Origin of the sequence: Tepidimonas fonticaldi (genome assembly GCF_001675355.1) — a bacterium.
Lineage (GTDB): Bacteria > Pseudomonadota > Gammaproteobacteria > Burkholderiales > Burkholderiaceae_C > Tepidimonas > Tepidimonas fonticaldi.
The window spans coordinates 638,408-662,099 of the sequence record NZ_LZDH01000056.1 but is presented as its reverse complement, the minus strand read 5'-3'; the positions used below and the strand labels follow the sequence as shown (position 1 = coordinate 662,099).

24 protein-coding genes are annotated in these 23,692 nt (G+C 70.2%); 2 read left to right on the top strand and 22 right to left on the bottom strand.

The genetic code is table 11. The annotated features are described in order from the left end of the window. Nucleotides 1–6: 6 nt before the first annotated feature. From hflK to A9O67_RS08865, 15 genes are all read right to left on the bottom strand, one after another. Complete coding sequence (gene hflK / locus A9O67_RS08935) at nt 7–1,374, bottom strand: FtsH protease activity modulator HflK (protein WP_156682285.1); 1,368 nt, start codon at nt 1,372–1,374, stop codon at nt 7–9. Beyond that, on the bottom strand, nt 1,371–2,585 hold the full coding sequence (hflX, locus tag A9O67_RS08930) for a GTPase HflX (RefSeq protein WP_068609377.1): 1,215 nt from the start codon (nt 2,583–2,585) through the stop codon (nt 1,371–1,373). Before hflX ends, hflK begins: the two co-directional genes overlap by 4 nt. Next, on the bottom strand, nt 2,582–2,836 hold the full coding sequence (gene hfq / locus A9O67_RS08925; protein ID WP_068609376.1) for an RNA chaperone Hfq: 255 nt from the start codon (nt 2,834–2,836) through the stop codon (nt 2,582–2,584). Before hfq ends, hflX begins: the two co-directional genes overlap by 4 nt. Nucleotides 2,837–2,929: 93 nt before the next feature. Beyond that, nucleotides 2,930–4,267 carry a ribosome biogenesis GTPase Der gene (gene der, locus A9O67_RS08920; RefSeq protein ID WP_068609375.1) on the bottom strand — a complete coding sequence of 446 codons (1,338 nt, stop codon included), beginning with the start codon at nt 4,265–4,267 and terminating at the stop codon, nt 2,930–2,932. After that, nucleotides 4,264–5,418, bottom strand: coding sequence for an outer membrane protein assembly factor BamB (gene bamB, locus A9O67_RS08915; protein WP_068609933.1), 1,155 nt, complete (start codon nt 5,416–5,418; stop codon nt 4,264–4,266). The genes der and bamB overlap by 4 nt, the downstream gene beginning before the upstream one ends. Nucleotides 5,419–5,423: 5 nt before the next feature. Beyond that, complete coding sequence (locus tag A9O67_RS08910) at nt 5,424–6,089, bottom strand: YfgM family protein (protein WP_068609374.1); 666 nt, start codon at nt 6,087–6,089, stop codon at nt 5,424–5,426. A gap of 69 nt (nt 6,090–6,158) precedes the next feature. Then, complete coding sequence (gene hisS / locus A9O67_RS08905; RefSeq protein ID WP_068609373.1) at nt 6,159–7,466, bottom strand: histidine--tRNA ligase; 1,308 nt, start codon at nt 7,464–7,466, stop codon at nt 6,159–6,161. Between the two features lie 91 nt (nt 7,467–7,557). Then, nucleotides 7,558–8,862: a flavodoxin-dependent (E)-4-hydroxy-3-methylbut-2-enyl-diphosphate synthase gene (ispG, locus tag A9O67_RS08900; RefSeq protein WP_068609372.1), complete on the bottom strand. Its 1,305-nt coding sequence runs from the start codon at nt 8,860–8,862 to the stop codon at nt 7,558–7,560. 5 nt (nt 8,863–8,867) lie between these two features. After that, the gene (locus A9O67_RS08895; protein WP_068609370.1) at nt 8,868–9,806 is read right to left on the bottom strand and encodes a helix-turn-helix domain-containing protein; all 939 of its coding nucleotides are present in this window, start codon (nt 9,804–9,806) and stop codon (nt 8,868–8,870) included. Beyond that, nucleotides 9,799–10,626 carry a type IV pilus biogenesis/stability protein PilW gene (gene pilW / locus A9O67_RS08890; RefSeq protein WP_068609368.1) on the bottom strand — a complete coding sequence of 276 codons (828 nt, stop codon included), beginning with the start codon at nt 10,624–10,626 and terminating at the stop codon, nt 9,799–9,801. The genes A9O67_RS08895 and pilW overlap by 8 nt, the downstream gene beginning before the upstream one ends. After that, entirely contained in the window at nt 10,623–11,777 is a 1,155-nt protein-coding gene (gene rlmN / locus A9O67_RS08885) for a 23S rRNA (adenine(2503)-C(2))-methyltransferase RlmN (RefSeq protein ID WP_068609366.1), read from the bottom strand. Before rlmN ends, pilW begins: the two co-directional genes overlap by 4 nt. A gap of 7 nt (nt 11,778–11,784) precedes the next feature. Continuing rightward, entirely contained in the window at nt 11,785–12,210 is a 426-nt protein-coding gene (gene ndk, locus A9O67_RS08880; protein WP_068609364.1) for a nucleoside-diphosphate kinase, read from the bottom strand. 42 nt (nt 12,211–12,252) lie between these two features. Beyond that, nucleotides 12,253–13,251, bottom strand: a complete 999-nt coding sequence (gene rluB, locus A9O67_RS08875; RefSeq protein WP_082955468.1) for a 23S rRNA pseudouridine(2605) synthase RluB — start codon at nt 13,249–13,251, stop codon at nt 12,253–12,255. Beyond that, nucleotides 13,248–13,895, bottom strand: a complete 648-nt coding sequence (gene scpB / locus A9O67_RS08870) for an SMC-Scp complex subunit ScpB (protein WP_082955467.1) — start codon at nt 13,893–13,895, stop codon at nt 13,248–13,250. The genes rluB and scpB overlap by 4 nt, the downstream gene beginning before the upstream one ends. Next, nucleotides 13,892–14,992 carry an RluA family pseudouridine synthase gene (locus tag A9O67_RS08865; protein ID WP_068609363.1) on the bottom strand — a complete coding sequence of 367 codons (1,101 nt, stop codon included), beginning with the start codon at nt 14,990–14,992 and terminating at the stop codon, nt 13,892–13,894. Before A9O67_RS08865 ends, scpB begins: the two co-directional genes overlap by 4 nt. A gap of 36 nt (nt 14,993–15,028) precedes the next feature. On the opposite strand from A9O67_RS08865, the gene A9O67_RS08860 reads away from it, so the two are divergent. Further along, nucleotides 15,029–15,853 (top strand): outer membrane protein assembly factor BamD, encoded by an 825-nt coding sequence (locus A9O67_RS08860; protein WP_068609361.1) that lies wholly within the window; start codon nt 15,029–15,031, stop codon nt 15,851–15,853. A 60-nt stretch (nt 15,854–15,913) separates the two neighbouring features. Here the strand turns inward: A9O67_RS08860 and rplI are convergent, their stop codons facing one another. The 5 genes from rplI to A9O67_RS08835 all read right to left on the bottom strand — a co-directional run bounded on the left by rplI (nt 15,914) and on the right by A9O67_RS08835 (nt 19,491). Further along, a complete protein-coding gene (gene rplI / locus A9O67_RS08855) occupies nt 15,914–16,366 on the bottom strand; it encodes a 50S ribosomal protein L9 (RefSeq protein WP_068609359.1) in 453 nt (150 codons plus the stop codon). A gap of 14 nt (nt 16,367–16,380) precedes the next feature. Beyond that, on the bottom strand, nt 16,381–16,659 hold the full coding sequence (gene rpsR, locus A9O67_RS08850) for a 30S ribosomal protein S18 (RefSeq protein WP_068609357.1): 279 nt from the start codon (nt 16,657–16,659) through the stop codon (nt 16,381–16,383). A 9-nt stretch (nt 16,660–16,668) separates the two neighbouring features. Further along, nucleotides 16,669–16,986, bottom strand: a complete 318-nt coding sequence (gene priB / locus A9O67_RS08845) for a primosomal replication protein N (protein ID WP_269451563.1) — start codon at nt 16,984–16,986, stop codon at nt 16,669–16,671. After that, nucleotides 16,983–17,345 (bottom strand): 30S ribosomal protein S6, encoded by a 363-nt coding sequence (gene rpsF / locus A9O67_RS08840; protein WP_068609356.1) that lies wholly within the window; start codon nt 17,343–17,345, stop codon nt 16,983–16,985. The genes priB and rpsF overlap by 4 nt, the downstream gene beginning before the upstream one ends. Before the next feature lie 64 nt (nt 17,346–17,409). Next, nucleotides 17,410–19,491 carry a sodium:solute symporter family protein gene (locus A9O67_RS08835; RefSeq protein ID WP_068609355.1) on the bottom strand — a complete coding sequence of 694 codons (2,082 nt, stop codon included), beginning with the start codon at nt 19,489–19,491 and terminating at the stop codon, nt 17,410–17,412. Nucleotides 19,492–19,615: 124 nt separating this feature from the next. On the opposite strand from A9O67_RS08835, the gene A9O67_RS08830 reads away from it, so the two are divergent. Beyond that, entirely contained in the window at nt 19,616–21,076 is a 1,461-nt protein-coding gene (locus A9O67_RS08830) for a putative nucleotidyltransferase substrate binding domain-containing protein (protein ID WP_068609354.1), read from the top strand. Between the two features lie 39 nt (nt 21,077–21,115). Here the strand turns inward: A9O67_RS08830 and A9O67_RS08825 are convergent, their stop codons facing one another. Both A9O67_RS08825 and A9O67_RS08820 read right to left on the bottom strand, forming a co-directional pair. Then, nucleotides 21,116–23,317 (bottom strand): 3'-5' exonuclease, encoded by a 2,202-nt coding sequence (locus A9O67_RS08825; RefSeq protein ID WP_068609353.1) that lies wholly within the window; start codon nt 23,315–23,317, stop codon nt 21,116–21,118. Beyond that, nucleotides 23,314–23,688, bottom strand: coding sequence for a response regulator transcription factor (locus A9O67_RS08820; protein ID WP_068609352.1), 375 nt, complete (start codon nt 23,686–23,688; stop codon nt 23,314–23,316). The genes A9O67_RS08825 and A9O67_RS08820 overlap by 4 nt, the downstream gene beginning before the upstream one ends. Nucleotides 23,689–23,692: the final 4 nt, after the last annotated feature.

Below are 23,692 nucleotides of genomic sequence, written 5' to 3'. Positions count from 1 at the left end.
CTCCGTTCAGCGCCCTTCGCGGTCGCGGCTGCGCAGGTCGTCACGTCCGCGCGTGTCGGCAGCGGCCGGCGCGCTCGATGCGGCCGCCGTCGGAGCGGGCGACGGGACCGCCCCCACCGGCCCCTGCCCGGCGCTGACCTGTTGCATGATCTTGTCCAGCGGCAAATAGAGCAGGCTGGACTGCTGGCGGGTATCCACCATGATCTTCGTGACGTTGGTGTAGATCTGCTGCATGGCCTCCAGATACAGGCGCTCGCGCGTGACCTGCGGGGCCTTCGCATACTCGGCCTGCACGAGCGAGAAGCGCTGCGCATCACCCTGCGCCTGCGCCACGATGCGCGCCTTGTAGCCCTCGGCCTCTTCGATCAGGCGCGACGCCGCGCCGCGCGCCCGCGGCACGACGTCGTTGGCGTAGGCCTCGGCCTCGTTCTTGGCGCGCTCGCGCTCCTGCCCGGCCTTGAGCACGTCGTCGAACGCGGCCTGTACCTGCTCGGGCGGGCGCACGCCGCCGGCCTGCAGGTTGATGCCGACGATCTCGATGCCGACGTTGTAGCGGTCCAGGATGTTTTGCATCAAGGTCCGCACACGGGGGGCGATCTGCTCGCGCTCCTCGGCCAGGGCGGCGTCCATCTTCATCTTGCCGACCACCTCGCGCACGGCGGTCTCGGCGGCCTTGACCACCGCCGCATCGGGGTCGCGGCTGCTGAACAGGTAGGCGCGCGCATCGCTCAGGCGGTACTGCACGGCAAACTTGATCTCGACGATGTTCTCGTCCTCGGTCAGCATCGCCGACTCACGCAGGCCCGTGGCGCGCACGATCGCATCCCGGCCGATGTCCACCGAGCGGATTTGGGTGACGAACACCGATTCGTGGCGCTGGATGGGATACGGCAGCCGCCAGTTGAAACCCGCGCCGACCGTGCTGTGGTAGCGGCCGAACTGGGTGATGACGGCCTGCTGGCCTTCCTGCACGATGAAAAAGCCCGTGCCCAGCCAGATCAGCACCCCCACGCCGATGATCAGGCCGGCGCCGATGCCCGCCCCTTTGGGATCAGGGCGCATCGGCGCACCCCCCTCCCCCCGGCCCCAGCCGGGGCCACCCGGCGGGCGGCCACCCCCGCGACCGCCAAACAGGCCGCCGAGCTTGCGGTTGAAGTCGCGCCACAGTTCGTCCAGATCGGGCGGGGTCTGTCCGCCCGACGGCCGGCGCCGCCCGCCACCGTCGCGGGCATCGTCGTCCTCCCCACGCCCCCAGCGCGGGTCGTTGAGGTTGAACACCGCGCGCAGGCGGCGCGCCCAGCCTGCCCGGGACCACAGGCCCAGGCGGTCAGGCCCGCGTCCAGAAGGTCGTGCGCCCAAGGGGAAGTCGCTCATGGATGAAAACGTGAATCGTTGGATGGCATGCGAATTGTGCCGAATTGCGGCACGCCCCCGTCACCGTCGGGCATTGCGAGGTGCTCGCGCACGGCGTCGGCCAGCACCGCCCGCAGCACGTCGAGCCCCTCGCCGGTCTGCGCGCTCACGAAAACCCGAGTCACGCTGCGCCCTTCGAGTTCCGTGACATCGCGGTGCTGGCGCGGGCGCCGCTCGGGCGGCAGGGCGTCGATCTTGTTGAACACCAGAACCTGCGGCACGTCGGCCGCGTCGATCTCGTGCAGCACGCGCTGCACGTTGTCGATCTGTTCCGGGTGTTGCGGATTGGCCGCATCGACCACGTGCAGCAGCAAGTCGGCGTCGCGCGCCTCCTGCAAGGTGGCGGCAAAGGCCTCGACCAGCGTGTGAGGCAGGTCGCGGATGAAGCCAACCGTGTCCGACAGGGACACGTTGCAGCCGGCCTCGCCCAGATACATTTGGCGCGTGGTGGTGTCGAGCGTCGCAAACAACTGGTCGGCCGCGTAGGCGCGCGCCTTGACCAGCGCGTTGAACAGCGTGGACTTGCCGGCGTTGGTGTAGCCGACCAGCGAAATGGTAAAGGTACCGCGGCGCTCGCGCTGCCGGCGCTGGGTGCGCCGCTGGCGCTTGACCCGCTCGAGCCGCTCGCGGGTGCGCTGGATCGCCTCGGCGATCATGCGCCGGTCCAACTCGATCTGGGTCTCGCCGGGGCCGCCGCGCAGGCCGATGCCGCCCGTCTGGCGCTCCAGGTGCGACCAGCGCCGCACCAGCCGCGTCGACAGGTAGCGCAGCCGCGCCAGCTCCACCTGCAGCTTGCCCTCGTGGCTGCGGGCCCGCTGGGCAAAGATGTCCAGAATCAGCAACACCCGGTCGTTGACCGGCATCTTGAGGTGCCGCTCGAGGTTGCGCTGCTGTGCCGGGCTCAGGGACTGGTCGAACAGCACCTCGCTGGCACCATGCGCCGCGGCCAGCGCCGCGATTTCGTCCGCTTTGCCGCTGCCCACGTACAGCGCCGCATCGGGCGCTCGGCGGCGGCAGACGACCTTGTCGCACACCCGGTACCCCGCCGACTGGGCCAGTTGGGCCAGTTCGTCGAGGGTGGCGTCGAAATGCGGCTGGCCGATGTCGACGCCGACGAGAATGACACCCGGCGCCGGCTCACCGGCCGTGGATGCCGGGGCGGATCCGGTCACGGTGCCGACGCAGCCTCGGCCGTCTGGCCTGCCGTGAACTGCACCGGCCGGCCCGGCACGATGGTGGAGATGGCGTGCTTGTACACCATCTGGGTGACGGTGTTGCGCAGCAGGACCACGTACTGATCGAACGATTCGATCTGCCCCTGCAGCTTGATGCCGTTGACGAGGTAGATCGACACCGGCACGTGCTCGCGGCGGAGTTGGTTCAGAAACGGGTCCTGGAGGAGTTGGCCTTTGTTGTTGCTCACGATATCGTCCGTGTTCGATATAAAAATGGGACGCCGACCATACCACAAACGGCGGCGGCGTGCGTGGGCGCAAAGCCCCGCGGAAGGGGCGCGTCAGTCGTAGGGGTTTTCCTGCTTCTTGAACTCGATGCGCAGCGGCGTGCCGACCAGATCGAACGCCTTGCGAAACCGCGCCTCCAAGTAGCGCCGGTAGGCGTCGCCCACGTGCTCGAGCGAGTTGCCGTGGATGACGATGACGGGCGGATTCTGCCCGCCCTGATGCGCATAGCGCAACTTGGGGCGGAACATGCCGCTCTTGCGCGGCGCCTGGAAGGCAACGGCCTCCTGCAACAGGCGGGTGAGCACCGGCGTGGGCATCTTGACCATCGCCGACGCATAGGCCCGGGCGATGGACTTCCACAGCGCCTGGATGCCCTGGCGCTTGCGCGCGGAAATGAAGTGCAGCGGCGCAAACTTCAGAAAGGCCAGCCGCACTTCGATGGAGCGCTGCAGTTGCTCGCGCTGGTAGTCGTCCACCGCGTCCCACTTGTTGACCGCCACGACCACCGAGCGGCCGCTGTCCAGGATGTAGCCGGCGATGTGCGCGTCCTGGTCGGTGACGCCCTGCGTGGCGTCCAGCAGCAGGAGCACGACGTGCGCGCTCTCGATGGCCTGCAGCGTCTTGACGACGGAAAACTTTTCCACCGCCTCGAATACCCGGCCCTTGCGGCGCAGGCCGGCGGTGTCGATCAGCTCGAAGCGGCGCCCCTCGCGCTCGAAGGGCACGCGGATGGCGTCGCGCGTGGTGCCGGGCAGGTCGAAGGCAACCAGCCGTTCCTCGCCCAGCCAGGCGTTGATCAGCGTGGACTTGCCGACGTTGGGGCGGCCGGCGACGGCAAGCCGGATCGCCTCTTCGGCGGCCTCGTCGGCCTCGGAGGTGTCGTCGGGCCAGATCAGTTGATCGAGCGCGGCCTCGACCATCGAGCGCACGCCCTGTCCGTGCGCGGCCGACACCGGGATCACCTCCCCCAGGCCCAGTTCATAAAACTCCGCCAGTTGCGCGCCCTCGCGCATGCCCTCGGCCTTGTTGGCTACCAGCAGGCAGGGTTTGGCCAAGCGGCGCAGGTAGTTGGCGATTTCGTGGTCCTGCGCGCTCAGCCCGGCCCGCGCGTCCACGACGAAGATCACCACATCCGCCTCGGCCACGGCCTGGCGGGTCTGCTTGGCCATCTCGCGGTAGATGCCGCTGGACGCGTCGGGCTCGAAGCCGCCGGTGTCGATGACGATGAACTCGCGCCGCCCCAGCCGGGCGTTGCCGTAGTGGCGGTCGCGGGTCAGGCCGGGCATGTCCGCGACGATGGCGTCCCGGCTCTTGGTGAGCCGGTTGAACAGCGTGGACTTGCCGACGTTGGGGCGGCCGATCAGCGCGACGACGGGTTTGAACGCGGTCATTCGGGGCGCCAAGCGAACACGCCGCCGTTGCGGGTCACGGCCAGCAGGGTGTTGCCGACCAGCAGCGGCCCGTCGACGATGGGCGAGCCATCCGTCGGCAGCCGGTTCAGGAAGGACCCGTCGGCGCGCGACAGCAGGTGCACATGGCCCTGCGCATCCCCCACGGCCAGGGAACGGCCCACCGCCAGCGGTGCCGAGAGGCCCCGGTACAGCAGCCGCTCGTTGGCCCACGCGCGCACGCCATCCTCGCGCCGCAAGGCGATGACCCGGCCGTTCGACTCCACGCCATACACCCGCTCGGCATCGGCCTGCACGCCGGTCGTGCCGTCGGCCGGTTGCGTCCAGAGCACCCGGCCGCGCTGGGCATCCACACAGCCGATCGCGGACTGGAAAGCACGCGCGCACAGCACGTCGCGGTCGCGCCCGACACGGCCCACCAGATCGACGAGGCGCTCGATTTCGTTGGCGCCGCGCGAGCGGCCGATGGTGGCGTCCCACTGGATGCGCCCGGTGTCGGGATCCAAGCCGACCAGACGGCCGCCGATCCCGACGACCAGCGTGTTGCCCACCGCGCCCAGCACCCCGGCCTGGCGCAGCACCAGCGGCTCGGTGCCGCGGCTGGTTTGCGACCACAGGCGCGCGCCCGTCGCGGCGTCGAAGGCCACCACGCTGCGGTCGCCCCCCAGCACGAACACGCGCTCACCGGCCACGAACGGCGGCGTGAAGGTGCGCGCGGGCAGCCGCTGGCGCCAGCGCTCGCCACCCTCGGTCAGCACCACCAGATCGTTGTCGCGCGTGACGACGGCCGCGCGCCGCCCATCGAACCCGACCCCGGCGGCCATGGGGGCGCCGGACTCGGCCCGCCAGCGCACGCGACCGCTCTCGCCATCCAGCACCGTCACCGTGCCCGCGGCGTTGACCAGCGCCACCGACGCGCCGTGGACAGCCGGCACCATCAGCGCATCGACCGGGCCGAGCGCCTGCGTCCACACCTGCCGTGCGGGCACGAGCGCGGCCACCGGCTCCAGCGGCATGGGCTCGGGTTTGCGGCCGCTGGACGAGCAACCGGCCAGCGTCAGCGCGAGGGCGGCACCGGCCAGCCACGTGCCCGCACGCCGGACGAGCGAGGAGGGGTGAACGGGGGGGTGGATGAGGTTCACGGCTTGGCCTCCGGACGGGCGGTGGGATCGACACCCAGTGCGTTGAGCTTGGCCTCGACGATGGCACGGTAGCCGGCCGCAGGCTCCAGCCCCTTCCAGGCATCCAGGTAGGCCGCGCGGGCGGCTTCGTCCTGGCCCTGGCGGTGCAGCACGTCACCGCGCCGGTCGGCGCGCCACGGGCGCAGGGCCTCGGGCACATCGGCATCGAGCAGGCGCAGAGCCGCGTCGAGGTTGCCGGCGTCCAGCTCCAGCCCCGCGAGGCGCACGCGGGCCACGGCCACCAGGGCCTCGTCACGCCCACGGTCGATCACGAACTGCAGGGCCGCGCGCGCGTCGGCGGTCTGGTCGGCTTCGGCCAACACCCGGGCGGCCAGCAGCGCGCCGTGCTGCGCCTGCGCCGTGCGGGCCGCCTGGGCCTGCATATCGCCCCAGGTGCGCCGCACCCGCTCGACGTCGGCCGCGCGGGCCGCCTGATCCAACTCATCGTACAGGGCGGCCGCCTGCGCGGCCTGGCGCCGCTCCCAATACTGCCAGCCGTTGTAGGCGGCATAAGCCCCCAGCACCCCGATCAACAGCCAGGTGATGAGGTTGCCGTACTTTGCCCAAAATGCCTTGAGCTGGGCGATTTGTTCCTGCTCTTCGAGGTCGTAATGCGAGGCCATGCGGTGCCCGGTGGGTGTCGATGTGGCGGGATTGTAGAGGGGGGCGTGCCCCGGTCGCGATCGGCCGCGTCAGGTCGCGCCAGCGGGGCGCAACCGGGCGGCCCACTCGGCGGCCTCGGCCACGGGCAGCAGGGTCTGGGCCGTGACGGGGCCGCTCAGCCCTTCGCGCAGGGGCTTGACCGCCACCTGCCCGGCGGCCAGCTCGGCCTCGCCAAAGATCAGCGCGTAGCGCGCCCCGCTCGCATCGGCCTTTTTGAACTGCGACTTCATGCTGCCCAGCCCGTCCGGCCCGGCGGCGTGCATCAGCACCTGCAGACCCGCGGCGCGCAAGGCCCGCAGCACGGGCATCACCTGCGGCCAGGCCTGGGGGTCGGGCACGATGGCATAGGCGTCCGGCACCGGGGCGGCCGGCAGCCGCTGCTGGGCCTTGAGCAGTTCCAGAATGCGCTCCACTCCCATGGCCCAGCCGACGCCAGGGGCGGGTTTGCCGCCCACCTCGGCCATCAAGCCGTCGTAGCGCCCCCCGGCGCAGACCGTGCCCTGCGCCCCGAGCGAGGTGGTGACGAATTCGAACACCGTGTGGTGATAGTAGTCCAGCCCACGGACCAGCCGCGGATTGACGCGGTAGGCGATGCCCTGGGCGTCGAGCAGGCGGCGCACCGCCTCGAAGTGCGCCAGCGACGCCGGCCCCAGGTGGTCGAGCAGCTTGGGCGCCGCTTCCACCAGGGCCTGCATCGCCGGATTTTTGGTGTCCAGAATGCGCAGCGGGTTGGTGTAGAGGCGGCGGCGCGCGTCCTCGTCGAGCTGGTCGCGGTGCTGCTCGAAATACGCGATGAGCGCCTGGCGGTGCGCCTGCCGTTCGACGGGCTGCCCCAGGCTGTTGAGTTCCAGCGCAATGTCCTGCAGGCCCAGTTCGCGCCACAGGTCTGCGGCCATCGCGATCAGCTCGGCATCGGCCTCGGGGCCCGCCAAACCCAGCGCCTCCACCCCCACCTGGTGAAACTGACGGTAGCGGCCGCGCTGCGGCCGCTCGTGGCGGAACATTGGGCCCATGTAGTAGTAGCGCTTGGGGCCGTCGTAGAGCAGCGAATGCTCCACCACCGCGCGCACCACGCCGGCCGTGCCCTCCGGACGCAGCGCGAGCTGCTCGCCGTTGAGCCGGTCCTCGAAGGCGTACATCTCCTTCTCGACGATGTCGGTGACCTCGCCCAGCCCGCGCACGAACAGGGCCAGCGGCTCGACGATGGGGGTGCGGATGTTGCGGTAGCCGTAACGCGCGAACAGATCGCGCACGCGCGCCTCCAGCCACTCCCAGTGGGCGGAATCGGGCGCGACGATGTCGTTCATGCCTTTGACGGCGGTGATCTTGTCTGTCATCTCGGTCTCGGGTGGGGGCGCCGCGGCAATGGTGCGGCGGTGCCCGTGTGCCAGCAGAAAGGGGGATGGGGCGGGCGCGGCGGGCGGCGCGTCAGGACGCCCCGGCACCAAAGCGCCGAGCGACGTAGTCCTCGACGATCTGGCGAAAGTCCTCGGCGATGCGCTCACCGCGCAGGGTGGTGACCTTCTCGCCATCCAGATAGACGGGGGCGGCCGGGGCCTCGCCGGTGCCGGGCAGGCTGATGCCGATGTCGGCGTGCTTGCTCTCGCCCGGCCCATTGACGATGCAACCCATGACGGCGACCTTGAGGTTCTCCACCCCGGGATAGCGGCTGCGCCAGACCGGCATGGCCGCGCGCAGATGGTCGTCGATCTGTTTGGCCAGCTCCTGGAACACGGTGCTGGTGGTGCGCCCACAGCCCGGGCAAGCGGTGACGCTGGGCACGAATGCGCGCAGCCCCAGCGCCTGCAAAATCTCCAGCGCGACCACCACTTCCTGGGTGCGGGGCTCGCCGGGCTGCGGGGTCAGGCTCACGCGGATGGTGTCGCCGATGCCCTGCTGCAACAGCACGGCCAGGGCCGCCGCCGACGCCACGGTGCCCTTGGTGCCCATGCCCGCCTCGGTCAGCCCCAGGTGCAGCGGATAGTCGCAGCGGCGCGCCAGCTCCTGATACACGGCGATCAGGTCCTGCGCGTTGCTGACCTTGCACGACAGCACCACATCCTCGGGCGCCATGCCGAGTTCCACCGCGCGTTCGGCCGACGCGAGCGCCGAAGTGATCAGCGCCTCGTACATGACCTGCCGCGCGTCCCAGGGCTGGGGACGGCGGCCGTTTTCGTCCATCATCTGCCCGAGCAGATCGGCATCCAGACTGCCCCAGTTGACGCCGATGCGAATGGGCTTGCCCCAGCGCAGCGCCGCCTCGATCATCTGGGCGAACTGGCGGTCTTTCTTCTCGCCGCGACCCACGTTGCCCGGGTTGATGCGGTACTTGGACAGCGCCTGCGCCATCGCCGGATGGTCGGCCAGCAGCCGGTGGCCGTTGAAATGAAAGTCGCCGATCAACGGCACCGACACCCCCATGCGGTCGAGCTGTTCGCGGATGTGCGGCACGGCCCGGGCGGCCTCGTCGTTGTTGACCGTGATGCGCACCAGCTCGGAGCCGGCCTGGGCCAGTTCCTTGACCTGGATGGCGGTCGCGATGGCGTCGGCCGTGTCGGTGTTGGTCATCGACTGCACGCGGATCGGCGCATCGCCGCCGACGGTGACGCGGTGCTCACCCCAGGCGACGACACCCTGGCGGGAGCGGCGCGGGGCCGCGGCGCCCAGCGGAATCGGTCGGTCGGCGTTCGGCGCTGCGCCCCATGCGGCGGCCGAAGGGTCGATGGCGCTCATGACAATCAGCGGATTTCGAAACGGGCAACGTTGTTGCGGGTCATCGGCCCCAGATCGAAGGGCTGGCCGCGCACCACGACCTCGGTGGCATCGGCGCGCCCGACGGTGACCGCCAGCGGCAGATCCTCGTCGAAGCGGACGTCCTCGCCCGGCTGCAGGCTGCGCTGCAGCCAGACGCGCCCGGATGCGCCGATGACCTGGATCCAACTCGGGGCCTGCACGCGCAATTGCAGCGCCGCCGGGGCGGCAGGTGCCGCGGGTTGGGCACCGCCGGCGGCGGGCGCCGACGCAGACGCTTGCGGTGCCGGAGCCGGAGCCGGAGCCGGAGCCGGTACCACCGGCGTTGCCGGTGCCGTCGGGGGCGTCGGCGCGGCGCCCGTGGCCGGCGGCGGCGACATCGACGCCGGCCCGGTCGCGCCCGGGCTGGCATCGGCCGGGGATGGCACGGTCGCAGCTGACGGGCTCGCGCCGCCCTCCGCCCCACCCGCCACGGGGGCCCCGGGCGAATGCCCTGCGGTCGGCAGCACGAACCACAGTACCCCGGCCAGCACGACCAGCGCCAGCGCAATCCACAGCGGCGTGCGACGGCCGCCCCCTTCGCTGCCGCCGAAATCGGGCGAGGCGCTCTCGCGCGGCATCGGGGCATCGATCGAGCCATGGGTCGGCCCGAGCTGCGGGGCCTGCCCGGCCGGCAGGGCCGCAAGGATGGGGGCGGGATCGATCTTGAGCACGCGACAGACGCTCAGCGCCAGCGCGCGCACGAAGGTGGCATCGGGCAGCGCCTCGTAGCGCCCGGCCTCCAGCGCCTCCAGACGCTGGACCGGCACCTTCAGCGTCGCGGCGACGGCGGCGATGTGCAGCCCCGCCCGCTCACGTGCCTGCCGCAGCGCCTCGCCGGCCGACTGGGGCACCGCCGCCGGTGGGGTGACGCCCGTCTCACTCATGAAAAGCCCCCCGCTCGTACGAGCCGGCCTCGCGCGAGGCCGGGAACCGGCGTTTGAGCTGCTCGCCCAGTTGGAGCGCCGCTTCGCGGTTCTGCAGCCGGTTTTCGATCTTGATGCCCAGCCAAAGGGACTCGGCGTTGGCCAGCTCGGAATTGTTGAGGCGGCGGATGTAGAACCGCGCCCGCTCGCTGTCGCCACGCTGGTGCAGCAGCAGCGCCAGGTTGTACAGCACCACCGGGTTGCCCGGATCGAGCTCGAAGGCGCGCTGCAGGCTGCGCTCACCGGGCTCGGGCTGCCCCGCGCGGACTTGGCACACGCCCAGCGCCATCCAGGTCCGCGCCGCAGAGCGGTACCCCGGCGCCTCCAGCGCGCGCCGGAAGGCATCGAACGCGGGGGCGTGGCGCCCGTCCTGGCAATACATCCACCCCAGGTTGTGCCAGGTGTCCCCGTCGCGTGCGTCCAGCCGCAGGGCCTGCTGGAAACTCTCCTCCGCCAGCCGCAGATCCCGCAGTTGGGTGTAGATCAGCCCGCGCAGGTTGAACGCGGCCGCGTAGGTCGGATCGATCTGGATGGCCTGTTTGACCTCGTCCAGGGCGACCGTCGTCTGCCCCTGCTCGAAGTAACCGACGGCCAGCTCCAGCCGGGTGCGGGCCCGCTTGCGGGCCTGGGGCTCGTCCGATTCGGTGATCCAGTCGCGGCCGGTGCCAGCACCCGCCGCCGCCCCTGCGCCCGCGCAGCCGCCCAGGGCCGCGAGCCACACCGGCACGCCCAGCGCCACCGCCGCACGCGCGACCACCGCCAATGCCCGCCGTCGACTCATGCCGATCCCTCCGCGGCGCGGACTGGCCGGTGCACGCGCACCACGGCCAGATCGTCGCCGCGCCGTGCCAAACGCTCGCCCACGCGGGTGCGGTCGAGCACATCGCCCGCGAGCTGGCCGCAGGCTGCATCGATGTCGTCCCCCCGCGTCTTGCGGATGGTGGTGACGAGTCCCGCCGCATTGAGCCGATCGGCAAACGCCTTGACCGCCGCACGCGGCGAGCGCTGCAGGCCCGACTCGGGAAAGGGGTTGAACGGAATCAGGTTGACCTTGCACGGCACCCCCCGCCCCGCGTGGCCACGCAGGAGGGCGATCAGCTCCTGCCCATGCTGCGGGGTGTCGTTGATGCCGTCGAGCATGCAGTACTCGAAGGTGATGAAGTCGCGCGGCGCGGCCGGCAGGTAACGCAGACAGGCGTCCAGCAGCTCGTGCAGCGGGTACTTGCGGTTGAGCGGCACCAGCCGGTCGCGCAACGCATCGTTGGGGGCATGCAGCGACACGGCCAAGGCCACGGGGCAATCCTGCGCCAGCCGGTCCATCATCGGCACCACGCCCGAGGTGGACACCGTCACGCGCCGGCGCGACAGGCCGTAGCCGTGGTCGTCCAGCATCACCCGCAAGGCGGGAACGAGCGCGCCATAGTTCTGCAGCGGCTCGCCCATGCCCATCATCACGACATTGGAAATGACGCGCTCGCCCGTTCCCAGGCGCCGCCGCAGCTCGTGCTCGGCATACCACAGCTGGGCGATGATCTCGCCCGTGGTCAGGTTGCGGCTGAAGCCCTGGTGGCCCGTGGAGCAAAAGCGGCACCCGACCGCGCAGCCGGCCTGGCTGGACACGCACAGCGTGCCGCGATCGTCCTCGGGGATATAGACGGCCTCCACCGCATTGCCGTCGCCGACGTCGAACAGCCACTTGATGGTGCCGTCGGCCGACGCCTGCTCGGTGAGCACCGGCAGGCCCTGGATGCGCGCGACCGCGGGCAGCCGCTCGCGCAGGTCGCGCGCGAGGTCGGTCATGTCCTCGAAGCGCGCGACGCCTTTCTGGTGGATCCAGCGAAAGAGCTGGACGGCCCGGAAACGCTTGTGTCCGAGCCGCTCGCAGAAGGCGGCCAACCCCTCGAGGTCGAAGTCGAGCAAATTGGCCGTCATGACATGATCAGCGCGAGTAGATGTTCATGCCCGGGAAGAAGAACGCCACCTCGACGGCAGCGGTTTCCGGGGCGTCGGAGCCGTGCACCGCGTTGGCGTCGATGCTGTCGGCGAAGTCGGCGCGGATGGTGCCGGGGGCGGCCTTCTTCGGGTCGGTGGCGCCCATCAGCTCGCGGTTCTTGGCGATGGCGTTTTCGCCCTCCAGCACCTGCACCATGACCGGGCCGGACACCATGAAGTCCACCAGATCCTTGAAGAACGGGCGCTCCTTGTGGACGGCGTAGAACTGCTCCGCCTCACCGCGCGAGAGGTGCACCATCTTGGCCGCGATGATCTTGAGGCCGGCGGCCTCGAAGCGGCTGTAGATCTGGCCGATGACGTTCTTGGCGACGGCGTCGGGTTTGATGATGGAGAGGGTGCGTTCGATGGCCATGATGATCGAAATGGTTGGGGATGATAGACAAAACCTGCGATTTTAACCGGCGCGGCGACGCGGTGCACGCGCGCCCTGCCCCGCCCCGCGCCCGTTGCGCTCCGGGGCGGGCGGGCGGCTCGGCCGCGGACCGGCCCCGCGGGGCGGGCCGGCCCGGCGCCGGGGCGCCGCCGGCCGAGCGGGCAAGGGCGCGCCCGCCGCTTCCATGAGCTGGGCGACGACGCGCGGGTCCAGCTCCACGTAGGCACCACGGCGCAGGCCGCGCGGCAGTTCGACGGCGCCGTAGCGCACCCGGATCAGGCGGCTGACCGCATGGCCGACCGCCTCGAACAGACGGCGCACCTCGCGGTTGCGGCCCTCGGCGATGGTCACCCGGTACCAGCGGTTGGCGCCGTCGCCGCCGCCGTCCTCCACCGAGCGAAACTGGGCCGGGCCATCGTCCAGCTCGATGCCCTCCAGCAGCCGCTGCCGCTCGTCCTGCGACAGCGCGCCCAGCACGCGCACGGCGTATTCGCGCTCCAGCCCGAAGCGCGGATGCATCAGGCGGTTGGCCAGCTCGCCGGAGTCGGTGAACAGCAGCAGCCCCTCCGTGTTGATGTCCAGCCGCCCCACCGCCATCCACTTGCCCGAGCGCAGACGCGGCAGGCTGCGAAACACGGTGGGCCGGTTGTCGGGGTCGTCCAGCGTCACGACCTCGCCCGTCGGCTTGTGGTAGGCCAGCACACGCGGCAGGCGGGTCGGCGTGGCGCGCCAGCGCACCAGGCGGCCGTCCAGCTTGACCACGTCGCCGCTGGCGATGCGCTGCCCCACATGCGCCGCCTCGCCATTGACCGTGACCCGGCCCGCGGCGATGGCCTGCTCCATGTCCGCCCGCGAGCCCAGCCCCACCTGCGCCAGCACCTTGTGCAGCTTGAGGGTGTCCCCCGCCTGCGGCGCGGCGGGCCGGGCGGCCGGGGTGGGACGGGGCGCAGCCGCCACGGAGCGGACACGGGGGGCGCTGGATCGGGCGCTGGATCGGGTGCCGGGGGGCGTTTTCTTCATGACTGTCTTTCGTTCGTCGCGGCCACCGGGGCCTCGTCGTGGGCGGGGCCGTCCGCGGGTCGTTCGGCTCCGGCGTGTTCGGCCCCATCGAGCAGGGCGAGTTCCAGCCCCGCGTCGTCGCGGGCGGGCGCGTCCGTATCCTCCAGCAGCGGCAGCTGGTCCAGCGACGTCAGGCCCAGATCATCCAGAAACTGCCGCGTCGTCGCATACAGCGCGGGGCGTCCGACCGTTTCGCGGTGGCCGATCACCTCGATCCAGCCGCGGTCCTCGAGCTGTTTGAGGATCTGGCTGCCGATGGTCACGCCGCGAATGGCCTCCATGTCGCCACGGGTGACGGGCTGTCGGTAGGCGATGATCGCCAGGGTCTCCAGCACCGCGCGGCTGTAGCGCGGCGGCTTTTCCGGGTGCAGGCGGTCCAGAAACGGCCGCAACTGCGGCCGGCTCTGAAACCGCCAGCCACTCGCCACGCACACCAGCTCCAGCCCCCGATCCGCCCAGGCGAGCTGCAAATCCGCCAGCAGGCGGCGCAGCGTGTCGGGGGCCAGGGCGCCGTCGAACAGCGCCGTCAGCTCCCGCAGGGACAGGGGTTGGGCCGCGCACAGCAGCGCGGTTTCCAGAATGCGGCGGGCGTCGGTCGTGTTCATGCGCTGCCGGTGATACGGTCGTGCCCAGGGCCGTCGTGCTCGCCATCGGGCCGGACGGCCCACAGGAGGGCGGGATTGTAGTGCAGGCCGGCCGCCGTGACGGCGTCAGCCAGATCGGGGGGCAGCGGGCTCTCGAAGGCCAGCCAATCTCCGCCGACCGGATGCCGCAGCCCCAGCCGAACGGCATGCAAGGCCTGGCGCGCCATGCCCAGGGCCGGCCGCCCGCCGTAGAGCGTGTCCCCGACCAGCGGATGCCCCAGCCATGCCAGATGGACGCGAATCTGGTGGGTGCGCCCGGTGTGCAGCTTGCAGCCGACCAACACCCACTCGGCGCGCCCCGGCGTGCCGCCGTCGAGCCGCCGGATATCCGTGCGCGCCGGTTTGGCCGCGCCGCTCTCGGGCGGATGCACCGCCATGCGCAGGCGCTGGCGCGGATCGCGCCCGATCGGCTGATCGACCCCCACGCGGTCCGGATGCCGCCACGGCCCGCCCGCCAGCGCCACATAGATGCGCTGCACCTCCCGCGCAGCGATCATCGCCACCAGGGCGTCGAACGCCCTCGGCGTCTTGGCCACGACCATCAGGCCGCTCGTGTCCTTGTCGAGCCGGTGCACGATGCCCGCCCGCGGCAGGCGCGCAGCGCCCGCGTGGTGCGCGAGCAGGCCATTGAGCAAGGTGCCCGACCAATGGCCGGCAGCGGGGTGCACCACCCAGCCCACCGGCTTGTCGATGACGAGCAGATGGTCGTCCTCGAACACGATGGGCAAGGCCATCGGCTGCGGCACGAAGGCCTGCGCCTGCGCGGTCGGGCGCAGCTCGATGGCCAGGGATTCGCCCACGCGCAAGCGCCGCGCTGGCTTGGACTGCACCGCCCCGTCCAGGCACACCGCCCCTTCCGCGATCAGCTGCTGCAGGTAACTGCGCGACACTTCGGGCACGCGCGCCGCCAGCCAGCGGTCCAGGCGCGCGCCATGCCCGTCGGCATCCACCACGAAGCGGCGCCACTCCGACTCGGCGCCGGGGTCTGCCGCACCACCGTCCGCCGCGTCGGCCAGCGCCGCGACGTCGGCCTCGACCTCTATAATTTTTGACACCATGTTTGCTGCTGCGGCAGCGCGCCTGAGGGGCGCCCAATGAAGACCCACCGATTATCCGCCGATCGCCTGCGCGCGCCCACCCTGTCCGCCATCGCTCTGGGCATCGCCTTGCTGGCCGGCTGCGCCAGCGGCCCCGAAAAGGACGTCACCGCCGGCTGGAGCCCCAACAAGCTCTACGCCGAGGCCATGGACGAGCGCGCCGCCGGCAACTACGACAAGGCCATCCAGTACTTCGAAAAACTCGAAGGCCGGGCCGCGGGCACACCGCTGGCGCAACAAGCCCAACTCGAGAAGGCCTACGCCCATTACAAGAACGGTGAGCAGGCCCAGGCCATTGCCACGCTGGACCGATTCATCAAGCTGCACCCGGCCAGCCCCGCCCTGGACTATGCCCTCTACCTCAAGGGGCTGGTCAATTTCAACGACAACCTGGGGCTGTTCGGCTTCATCTCGCAGCAGGACCTCTCCGAGCGGGACCAGAAGGCGGCCAAAGACTCGTTCGAGGCCTTCAAGGAACTGACCGAGCGCTTCCCCGACTCGCGCTACGCCCCTGATGCGCGCCAGCGGATGACGTACATCGTCAACTCCCTGGCACAGTCCGAGGTGCACGTCGCGCGGTACTACTACCGGCGGGGGGCCTACGTGGCCGCGATCAACCGCGCCCAGGCCGCTCTCAAGGACTACCAGAATGTCCCGGCGATCGAAGAGGCGCTCTACATCCTGATGAAGTCGTACGAGGCGCTGGACATGCCCGACCAGGCGCGCGATGCCCGCCGTGTGCTGGAAGCCAACTTCCCCGCCAGCCCATTCCTCACCCAGGGCTTTCGCCGCGACAGCGGCCCGTGGTGGAAACTCTGGTGAGCACAAAAAAGGCCGCCTTGCAGGCGGCCTTTTGATGTGCGGGCAGAACGGCCTGACGGATCAGACGGTTTCGCCCAGCACCTGGACGTTGACGTCCACCACCACGTCGGTGTGCAGCACCACCGACACCGTGTAGTCGCCCACCATCTTGAGCACGCCGTTGGGCATGCGGACCTGGGCCTTGGCGACCGGGTAGCCGGCCTTGGTCAGCTCCGCAGCGATGTCGTGGTTGGTGACCGAGCCGAACAGCCGGCCGTCCACACCCGCCTTTTGCGACAGCTTGATGGTCATGCCATTGAGCTTTTCGCCCAAGGCCTGGGCCTCGGCCAGCTTGGCGGCAGCCACTTTCTCGAGCTCGGCGCGGCGCGCGTTGAACTCGTCGATGGCCGACTGCGTCGCCCGGCGGGCCCGGCCGGTCGGAATCAGGAAGTTGCGGGCATAGCCGTCTTTGACCTTGACGATGTCGCCCAGGTTGCCCAGGTTGACGACCTTGTCGAGCAGGATGACTTGCATGTTCTCGGGCTCCTTCAGACGCGGTGCTGGTCGCTGTACGGCAGCAGCGCCAGGAAGCGCGCACGCTTGATGGCGGTGGCGACCTGGCGCTGGTAGATGGCGCGGGTGCCGGTCAGGCGGGCGGGGATGATCTTGCCGTTTTCGGCAATGAAATCCTTCAGCGTGTCGACGTCCTTGTAGTCGACTTCCTCGACGCCGGCGACGGTGAATCGGCAGAACTTCTTGCGCTTGAACAGCAGGTTGTTGCTGGCGCGCTTGGGGCGGTTGCCCTGATTGCGTTGCGGTGCAGCCATGATGGTTTCCTAAATCGGCTTGAAATCCTGGATGTGGAACACGATCCCGTGACCGCGGCGCGCAGAGGTTAAAAACCCTGCACACCACAGCGTGGCGCCCAGCGGCTGGGTGGCGAGTCGTTCGGCATCGGCGCTGAACGCCACCGCTTTCAGACGCAGGGCCACTCGCCTGGGCTGGCCGGCTTCTACTTGCTCGGATGCATGCTCCAACAGCACGTCCAGCGCGGGGATGCCGGCCGGGGTGTAGCGCATGGCCGCGCACTGCGCGAGCGTGGCCACGAGCACCAGGCGATTGACGGGTGACGCGGTCGCCCCTGCTGGGGTCAAGCAGCGGCTTCCTGTTGCGCCTTGCGGGCTTCCTCGCGCTCGACGGCCTTCATCATCGCCGACGGGCCGGTCTCGGCCTTCTTCTTCTGGACCACCAGGTGACGCAGCACGGCGTCGTTGAAGCGGAAGGCGTGCTCGAGCTCGTTCATGACCTCTTGCCCGGCCTCGATGTTGAGGCACAGGTAGTGGGCCTTGGACAGCTTGTTGATCTGGTACGCCAGCTGGCGACGACCCCAGTCCTCGACGCGGTGGATGACTCCGCCGCCGGCCGTGATCATGCCCTTGTAGCGCTCCAGCATGGCGGGCACCTGCTCGCTCTGATCCGGGTGGATCAGCATGACGATTTCGTAGTGACGCATGAACTCTCCTTGTGGAACGACTGCCACCCCCGCGTCAACTGGGGTGTGGCAAGGAAGCCCGCGATTATAGCTTGCCCGCGAATGGCGAGCGCAAGCGCCGCACCCAGGCGCGCCGCTGCGGCGACGGCGCCGGGGTGATGAGGCTCACGACGACCGTGACCGCCAGGCCCACCGGAACGCCAAACACCCCCGCGGCGATCGGTTGAATGTCCCACCACAGGCGCGGCTCGCCGCTCAGGCCCAACACCGAGCGCAGCCACGGCTGCGTCGCGGCCATGTAGTAGACGGTGACGGCCAGCCCCGCCACCATGCCCGCCACGGCCCCTGGCCCGTTGGCCCGCGACCAGAAGATGCCCAACACCAACGCCGGAAAGAAGGCCGCCGCCGCCAGGGAAAACGCCGCCGAGACGAGGAACAGTATGTCCGCCGGCTTCTGTGCCGCGATATAGGCCGCAAGCAAGGCCACCACCAGCAGCAGCACCTTGGACAGGGTGACGCGGCGCGCCGTCTCGGCGGTCGGATCGAGGGTTTTGTAGTACAGGTCGTGGCTGAGCGCGCTGGTGATGGCCAGCAACAGCCCATCGGCCGTCGACAGCGCGGCGGCCAGCCCTCCGGCCGCCACGAGGCCGGCCACGACATAGGGCAAGCCGGCGATTTCGGCGCTGGCCAGCACGATGATGTCGGGCCCGATGGTGATTTCGCCCAGCTGGAGCACCCCGTCGCGGTTGACGTCGCGCACCGACAACAGGCCGGGATCGACGCGGCTCCAGGCGCTCACCCAGTGGGGCAAGGCATCGAACGAGGTGCCGACCAGGCCGTTGAGCACCTCGAACTTGACCATCACGGCCAGCGCCGGGGCCGTCAGGTACAGCAGCGCAATGAAGCCCGCCCCCCACGCCACCGACTGCCGGGCCTGGCGCACATTCGGGACGGTGTAGAAGCGCACCAGCAAATGGGGCAAGGCCGCGGTCCCCACCACGAGACAGAACACCAGCGCCAGGAAATTGCGGCGCGACGGCTCCACCCCCGCCTGCGGCCCTGCCTCGGCGGTGTCCTGCGCGTAGGGTCGCGCCTGCGGCGGCATGCCGCCGAGCGCGGTGGTCTTGGTCTGCGCCTGCTCGAGCTGACGCGTCCACAGCGCGCGGGCGGCGGCCTCGTCGCGCGGCAGGCGCGACAGCAGCCGCTCCGCCTCGGCAATGTCCGCCGGATCGCCGTCGTAACGCCGCAGCGCCTCGATGTGGCGCTCGACCTGGGTGCGCTCGCGCTCCAGGGCGGCGGCCGGATCGCGCAGGCGCTCGCGCAGCACATGGGCCTGATGGGCCCAGATGCCCTGCACATGGACCTCTTGCGGACTCTCGGCCAGGGCCTGCTCGCGCTCGGTCACCTTCTGCAGCTGGATGCCGTAGGTGAGCTGGGGCACGGGCCAGCCAGTCTGCTTGACGGACAGCCAGACCACCGGGGTGACATAAGCCAGAATCAAGACGATGTACTGGGCAACCTGCGTCCACGTCACAGCCCGCATCCCCCCCAAAAAGGAGCAGACCAGAATCCCCCCCAGACCAAGGAACACCCCCACTTCGAAGGCCAGTCCGGTCAGGCGCGAGGTGATCAGGCCCACCCCATAAATCTGCGCCACCACATAGATGAACGAGCACAACAGCAGCGCAAACACCCCGAGCAGCCGCGGCACCGGGCCGCCGTAGCGCTCCGCCAGAAAATCGGGGATGGTGAACTGCCCGAACCGCCGCAGGTACGGTGCCAAGAACAGGGCCACCAGCACGAAGCCGCCCGTCCAGCCGAGCAGGAAGGCCAGGCCGCCAAAGCCCTGCATGTACAGCGTGCCCGCCAGCCCCAGAAACGAGGCCGCCGACAGCCAGTCCGCCGCCAGCGCCATGCCGTTGTAGAACGCCGGCACGCGCCGCCCGGCCACGTAGTACTCGACCGGGTCGATGGTGCGGGTGAGGATGCCGATCGTCGCATAGACGGCCAAGGTGCCGAGCAGGAAGGTGAGTCCGATGGCGCTCTTGGACCAGCCCACGCGCTCCAACACCCCCAGCAGCAGCACGAAGCCAATGAACCCCCAGGTGAAACGCCAGTACAGACGGTCGAGATAGGGGCGAAGGTGGGAATCGGACGACGCAGGCATGGCGCAAAGACGGCAACGGCTTGACGCAACGCAAAGCCGTGGCGGGCGTTGGTCTTGGCAGCGGACGGTGCGGGTGTAGCATGGCATCGTAGCGGTTTTTGGCTCCGCCTGGGCCACCCTTGCCATGCACATCTCCCCTGACGAGCGACCGGTCGACGACTCCACCCCGCTGGCCACCCTGCCGGTGCGGGCCTTGCTGCGGCGCCCTCCGGTGACGGTGCCCCCCGATCTGCCCATCCAGGCGACCGCGCGGATCATGCGTGAGCACCGGATTTCGTCGGTGCTGGTGGCCCGCGACGGCGCCCTGGTCGGTCTGGTGACGGACCGGGATTTGCGCAACCGCGTGCTGGCCGAGGGGCTGGACCCGGCGCGTCCCGTGATCGAGGTCGCCACCACCGCGTTGCAAACGGTGGACATCGGGGACCATGCCTTCGATGCGCTGCTGCTCATGGCCCGCCTGAACATCCACCATGTGCCGGTGATGGACGGGCGCACGGTGGTCGGCATCATCTCCAGCACCGACCTGCAGCAGCAACAGAGCAACTCCGCCGTCAACCTGGCCGGCGCGATCTACCGGCAAGAGTCGGTGGAAGAACTGGTGGCGACGGCCAGCCGCATCGGCCAGCTCCAGCGGCAGCTGGCCGCCGCCAGCACCAGCGCGCACGCCATGGGGCGCATCGTTTCGGCCATGACGGACGCTCTCACCTCGCGCCTGCTGCAACTGGCCGAGGCCCAATACGGCCCGCCCCCCGTCCCTTATGCCTGGGTCGCCGCCGGATCGCAGGGGCGCAACGAACAGACCGCCAAATCCGACCAGGACAACTGCCTGGTCCTGGACGACCGCTACGACCCCGCAGCGCACGGCGCCTATTTCGAGGCGCTGGCGCGCTTCGTGTGCGACGGGCTCAACGCCTGCGGCTACGTGTATTGCCCCGGCGAGATGATGGCGGTCACCGACACCTGGCGGCAGCCGCTGGCCCGCTGGCGCGACTATTTCCGCACCTGGATCGAGCGCCCCGAGCCAAAGGCCCTGATGCTGACCTGCGTCTTTTTCGACCAGCGCTTCGTGCATGGCGAACGCGCGCTGCTCGACACCCTGCGCGCGGAGGTGCTGCAGCGCACCCCGGGGCAGCGGATCTTTCTGGCGCACATGGTGGGCAACGCGCTGACCCATCAACCGCCGCTGGGATGGCTGGGGGGGATCAGCACCATCCGCCACGGGGAGCACGAAGGCACGGTGGACCTCAAGCACACCGGCATCGTGCCCATCATCGACCTGGCGCGCATTTACGCGCTGGCCGGCGGCATCCCGGCGGTCAGCACGCGTGAGCGCCTGCAGGCCGCGGCCAGCAGCGGCGAGATCAGCGCCGAGCGCACGCGCGACCTGATCGACGCGCTGGAGTTTTTGAGCGGACTGCGCATCCAGCACCAGGCCCGCCTGATGGCCAACGGCCAGGCGGCGGACAATTACCTGCGGCTGGACGAACTCTCCGAGCTCGAACGGCGCCACCTGAAGGATGCCTTCGGCGTGGTGAAGGACCTGCAGAGCGTGCTGGAAAAACGCTACCTCGCAGGGCGCTTCTGAGGGCCGGGGCAGCGTCCGCCCCGGCATCGGCCCCCGGCATCAATACGTCAGCCGGGCGTAGTAGGTGCGCTCGGCCGCGCGGCGCGCGTCGCCCAGGGTGTGGATGCCCTGCTCGGCCAGCAGTGGGATGAGGCGCAGCAACACCTCGGCCGTCACGAAGGCGTCGCCCAGCGCCGTGTGGCGCCCGATCACCGGGATGCCGAAGCGGGCCGCAATCTCCTCCAGCCGGTGCGACGTTTGGGCGGGATGGACCACGGCCGACAGCAGCAAGGTATCGAGCACCGGATGGTCGAACACCAGCCCGGTCACCCGCTCCTTGAGCTGCAAAAACCGCATGTCGAATGCCGCGTTGTGCGCCACCAGCACCGTATCGCGGGCGAAGGCGTGGAAGGCGGGCAGCACCTGCGTGATGTCGGGCTGACCGGCGACCATCTCCGGGGTGATGCCGTGGATGGGGATGGACTCGCGCGGGATGGAGCGGCGTGGGTTGACGAGTTGCTCGAAACTCTCGTGCCGTAACAGCTTGCCGTTGACGATGCGGGTGGCGCCGATTTGGATGATCTCGTCGCCCTCGGACGGATTCAGGCCCGTGGTCTCGGTGTCGAAGACGGTGTAGGCCAGCGCCGTGAGCGGCACATCGTCCAACGCCTGCGCCGCGGGGGACTGGCGGAACAGGTCGAAGTCGTAGTACTCGGGCCGGCTCTCAGTGCGCACGAGGGGGGGCGCATCGGCCGGCTCCGCGGGCTCGATGGCCGGCAACAGCAGGCGAAAGAAGGCCTGGCCCGCCTGAGCGTCCGCCTCCACCCACAGGGCGCCGCCGTGGCGCTCCACCACATCGCGCACACTCGCAGCCAAGCCCCCGTCGCCCACGCGCATCGGGTCCAGCTCCCAGCCCATCAGACCGGCGATCGAGGCCTCGCCGGCCGGGGCGGCCCAGGCCAGATCCAGATGCGCCTGGGCGCCGGCCCGCCCTTGCGCGGCCGGGGCCGGCTGCAGCCGCAGGGTGACGGCGGCAACGCCCCCCTCCTCGTGCAGCCGGCGCGCCAGATAGAGCACGGCCTGCATCAGGGCAAAGCTCTCGATGCGCAGCCAGATCTCGCCATCGACGGGCCCCACGCCCACCTGCAGCCCTTCGACATCGGCCAGACGGCGCTCGATCGCCACGATCAGGTCGGCGCCCAGCATGTCCTCCATCGGCCACTGGCTGCCCCATTGCGTGGCGCCATCGGCGACCAGGCGCTGCACCCGGTCGCCCAAGGCCTGGACCTCGTCGCGCACCACGCCGAGCAGCCGCTCGCGCAGCGCGGGGTCGGCGTCGGGCAACTCCAGCACCTCCAGCGCCGCGCGCACATTGGCCAGGGAGCGGCGGCTGCCTTCGGTCAGGTCGAGCCAGAGCCGCTCGCGCGCCGCCGCCTGCTCATGGTCCCGGGTGATGTTGTCGAGCACGAGGACGAAGCCGGCCAGATCCTGCTCGGTGCCCTCGGCGCCCTCCGCCTGCCGCACCGGGGCCACCTGCACGCGCAGCAACTGCCCGCCGCGCGTGGCCGTGACGAACTGCGCGCTGGGGTGCGCCGCCCCCCGGCGCAAGCGCTGGCGAATGCTCTCCAACGCATGCGCAATGACCGCCCGGTCGAACACCGTGTAGATGGATCGCCCCAAGCCGATCAGCTCCGCCCCGCCGGCCAGCGTGGGCGCCTGGGACAGGGCGCGAAATTGCCAGCGCGCCCGGTTGTTGTAGAGCAGAACGCGCCCGTCCAGGTTGCACACGACGACGCTTTGTGTCAGTTCCGACATCAGGGCGGCCAGGCGCGACTTCTCCTGCTCGATGCCGCGCGCCGCCTCGCGCACGCGCTCGTCCACCTGGGCGCGCCAGGCCTCGCGCTGCTGCACGAGCTGGTTGAACAACTGGGCCACCCGGCGCACTTCCGCCGGGCCGCGCTCGCGCAGGGCGGGCGCGCCCTGCGCGGTCAACAGCACCTGGGCCTCCTCGGCCAGCCGCCGCCAGGGGTGCACGCCGACGTCGAACGCCTTCTGCAGCCCCCAGGCGATGGCGGCCATGCCGAGCAGCCACATCAGCAGCACGAAGCCCCAGCGGTCGCCCAGCAAATCGAGCATGCGCGCGCGGGCCTCGACCTCCAGGGTGACCGCGATCAGCCCCACCGTGACCGCCAGCCACGCGAGGGACACGGCCGCGGCACCGGCCAGCAGCCACCACAGGCGCGGGTCGATGCGCCGCCTCACGCCTGGGCTCCCAGCAGTTCGCGCACGCGGCGCACCAGCTCCTGCGTGGAAAAGGGTTTGGTCAGATAGGCATCCGCGCCGAGCGCCAGCCCCTTGGCGACATCGGTGTCCCGCCCCTTGGCGGTGAGCATGACGATGCGCATGCCGGCCAGTGCGGCATCGGCCCGGATGGCCTGGCACACGTCGAAGCCGCTCTTGCGCGGCATCATGACGTCGAGCAGCACCACATCCGGCCGCCAACGGCCAGCGAGGGCCAAGCCTTCCTCCCCGTCGCGGGCCACCTGCACCTCGTAGCCCTCGCGCTTCATCAGAAACTCGAGCGAGATCAGGATGTTGGGTTCGTCGTCCACGATCAGCACGCGCTTGCCCATGGGG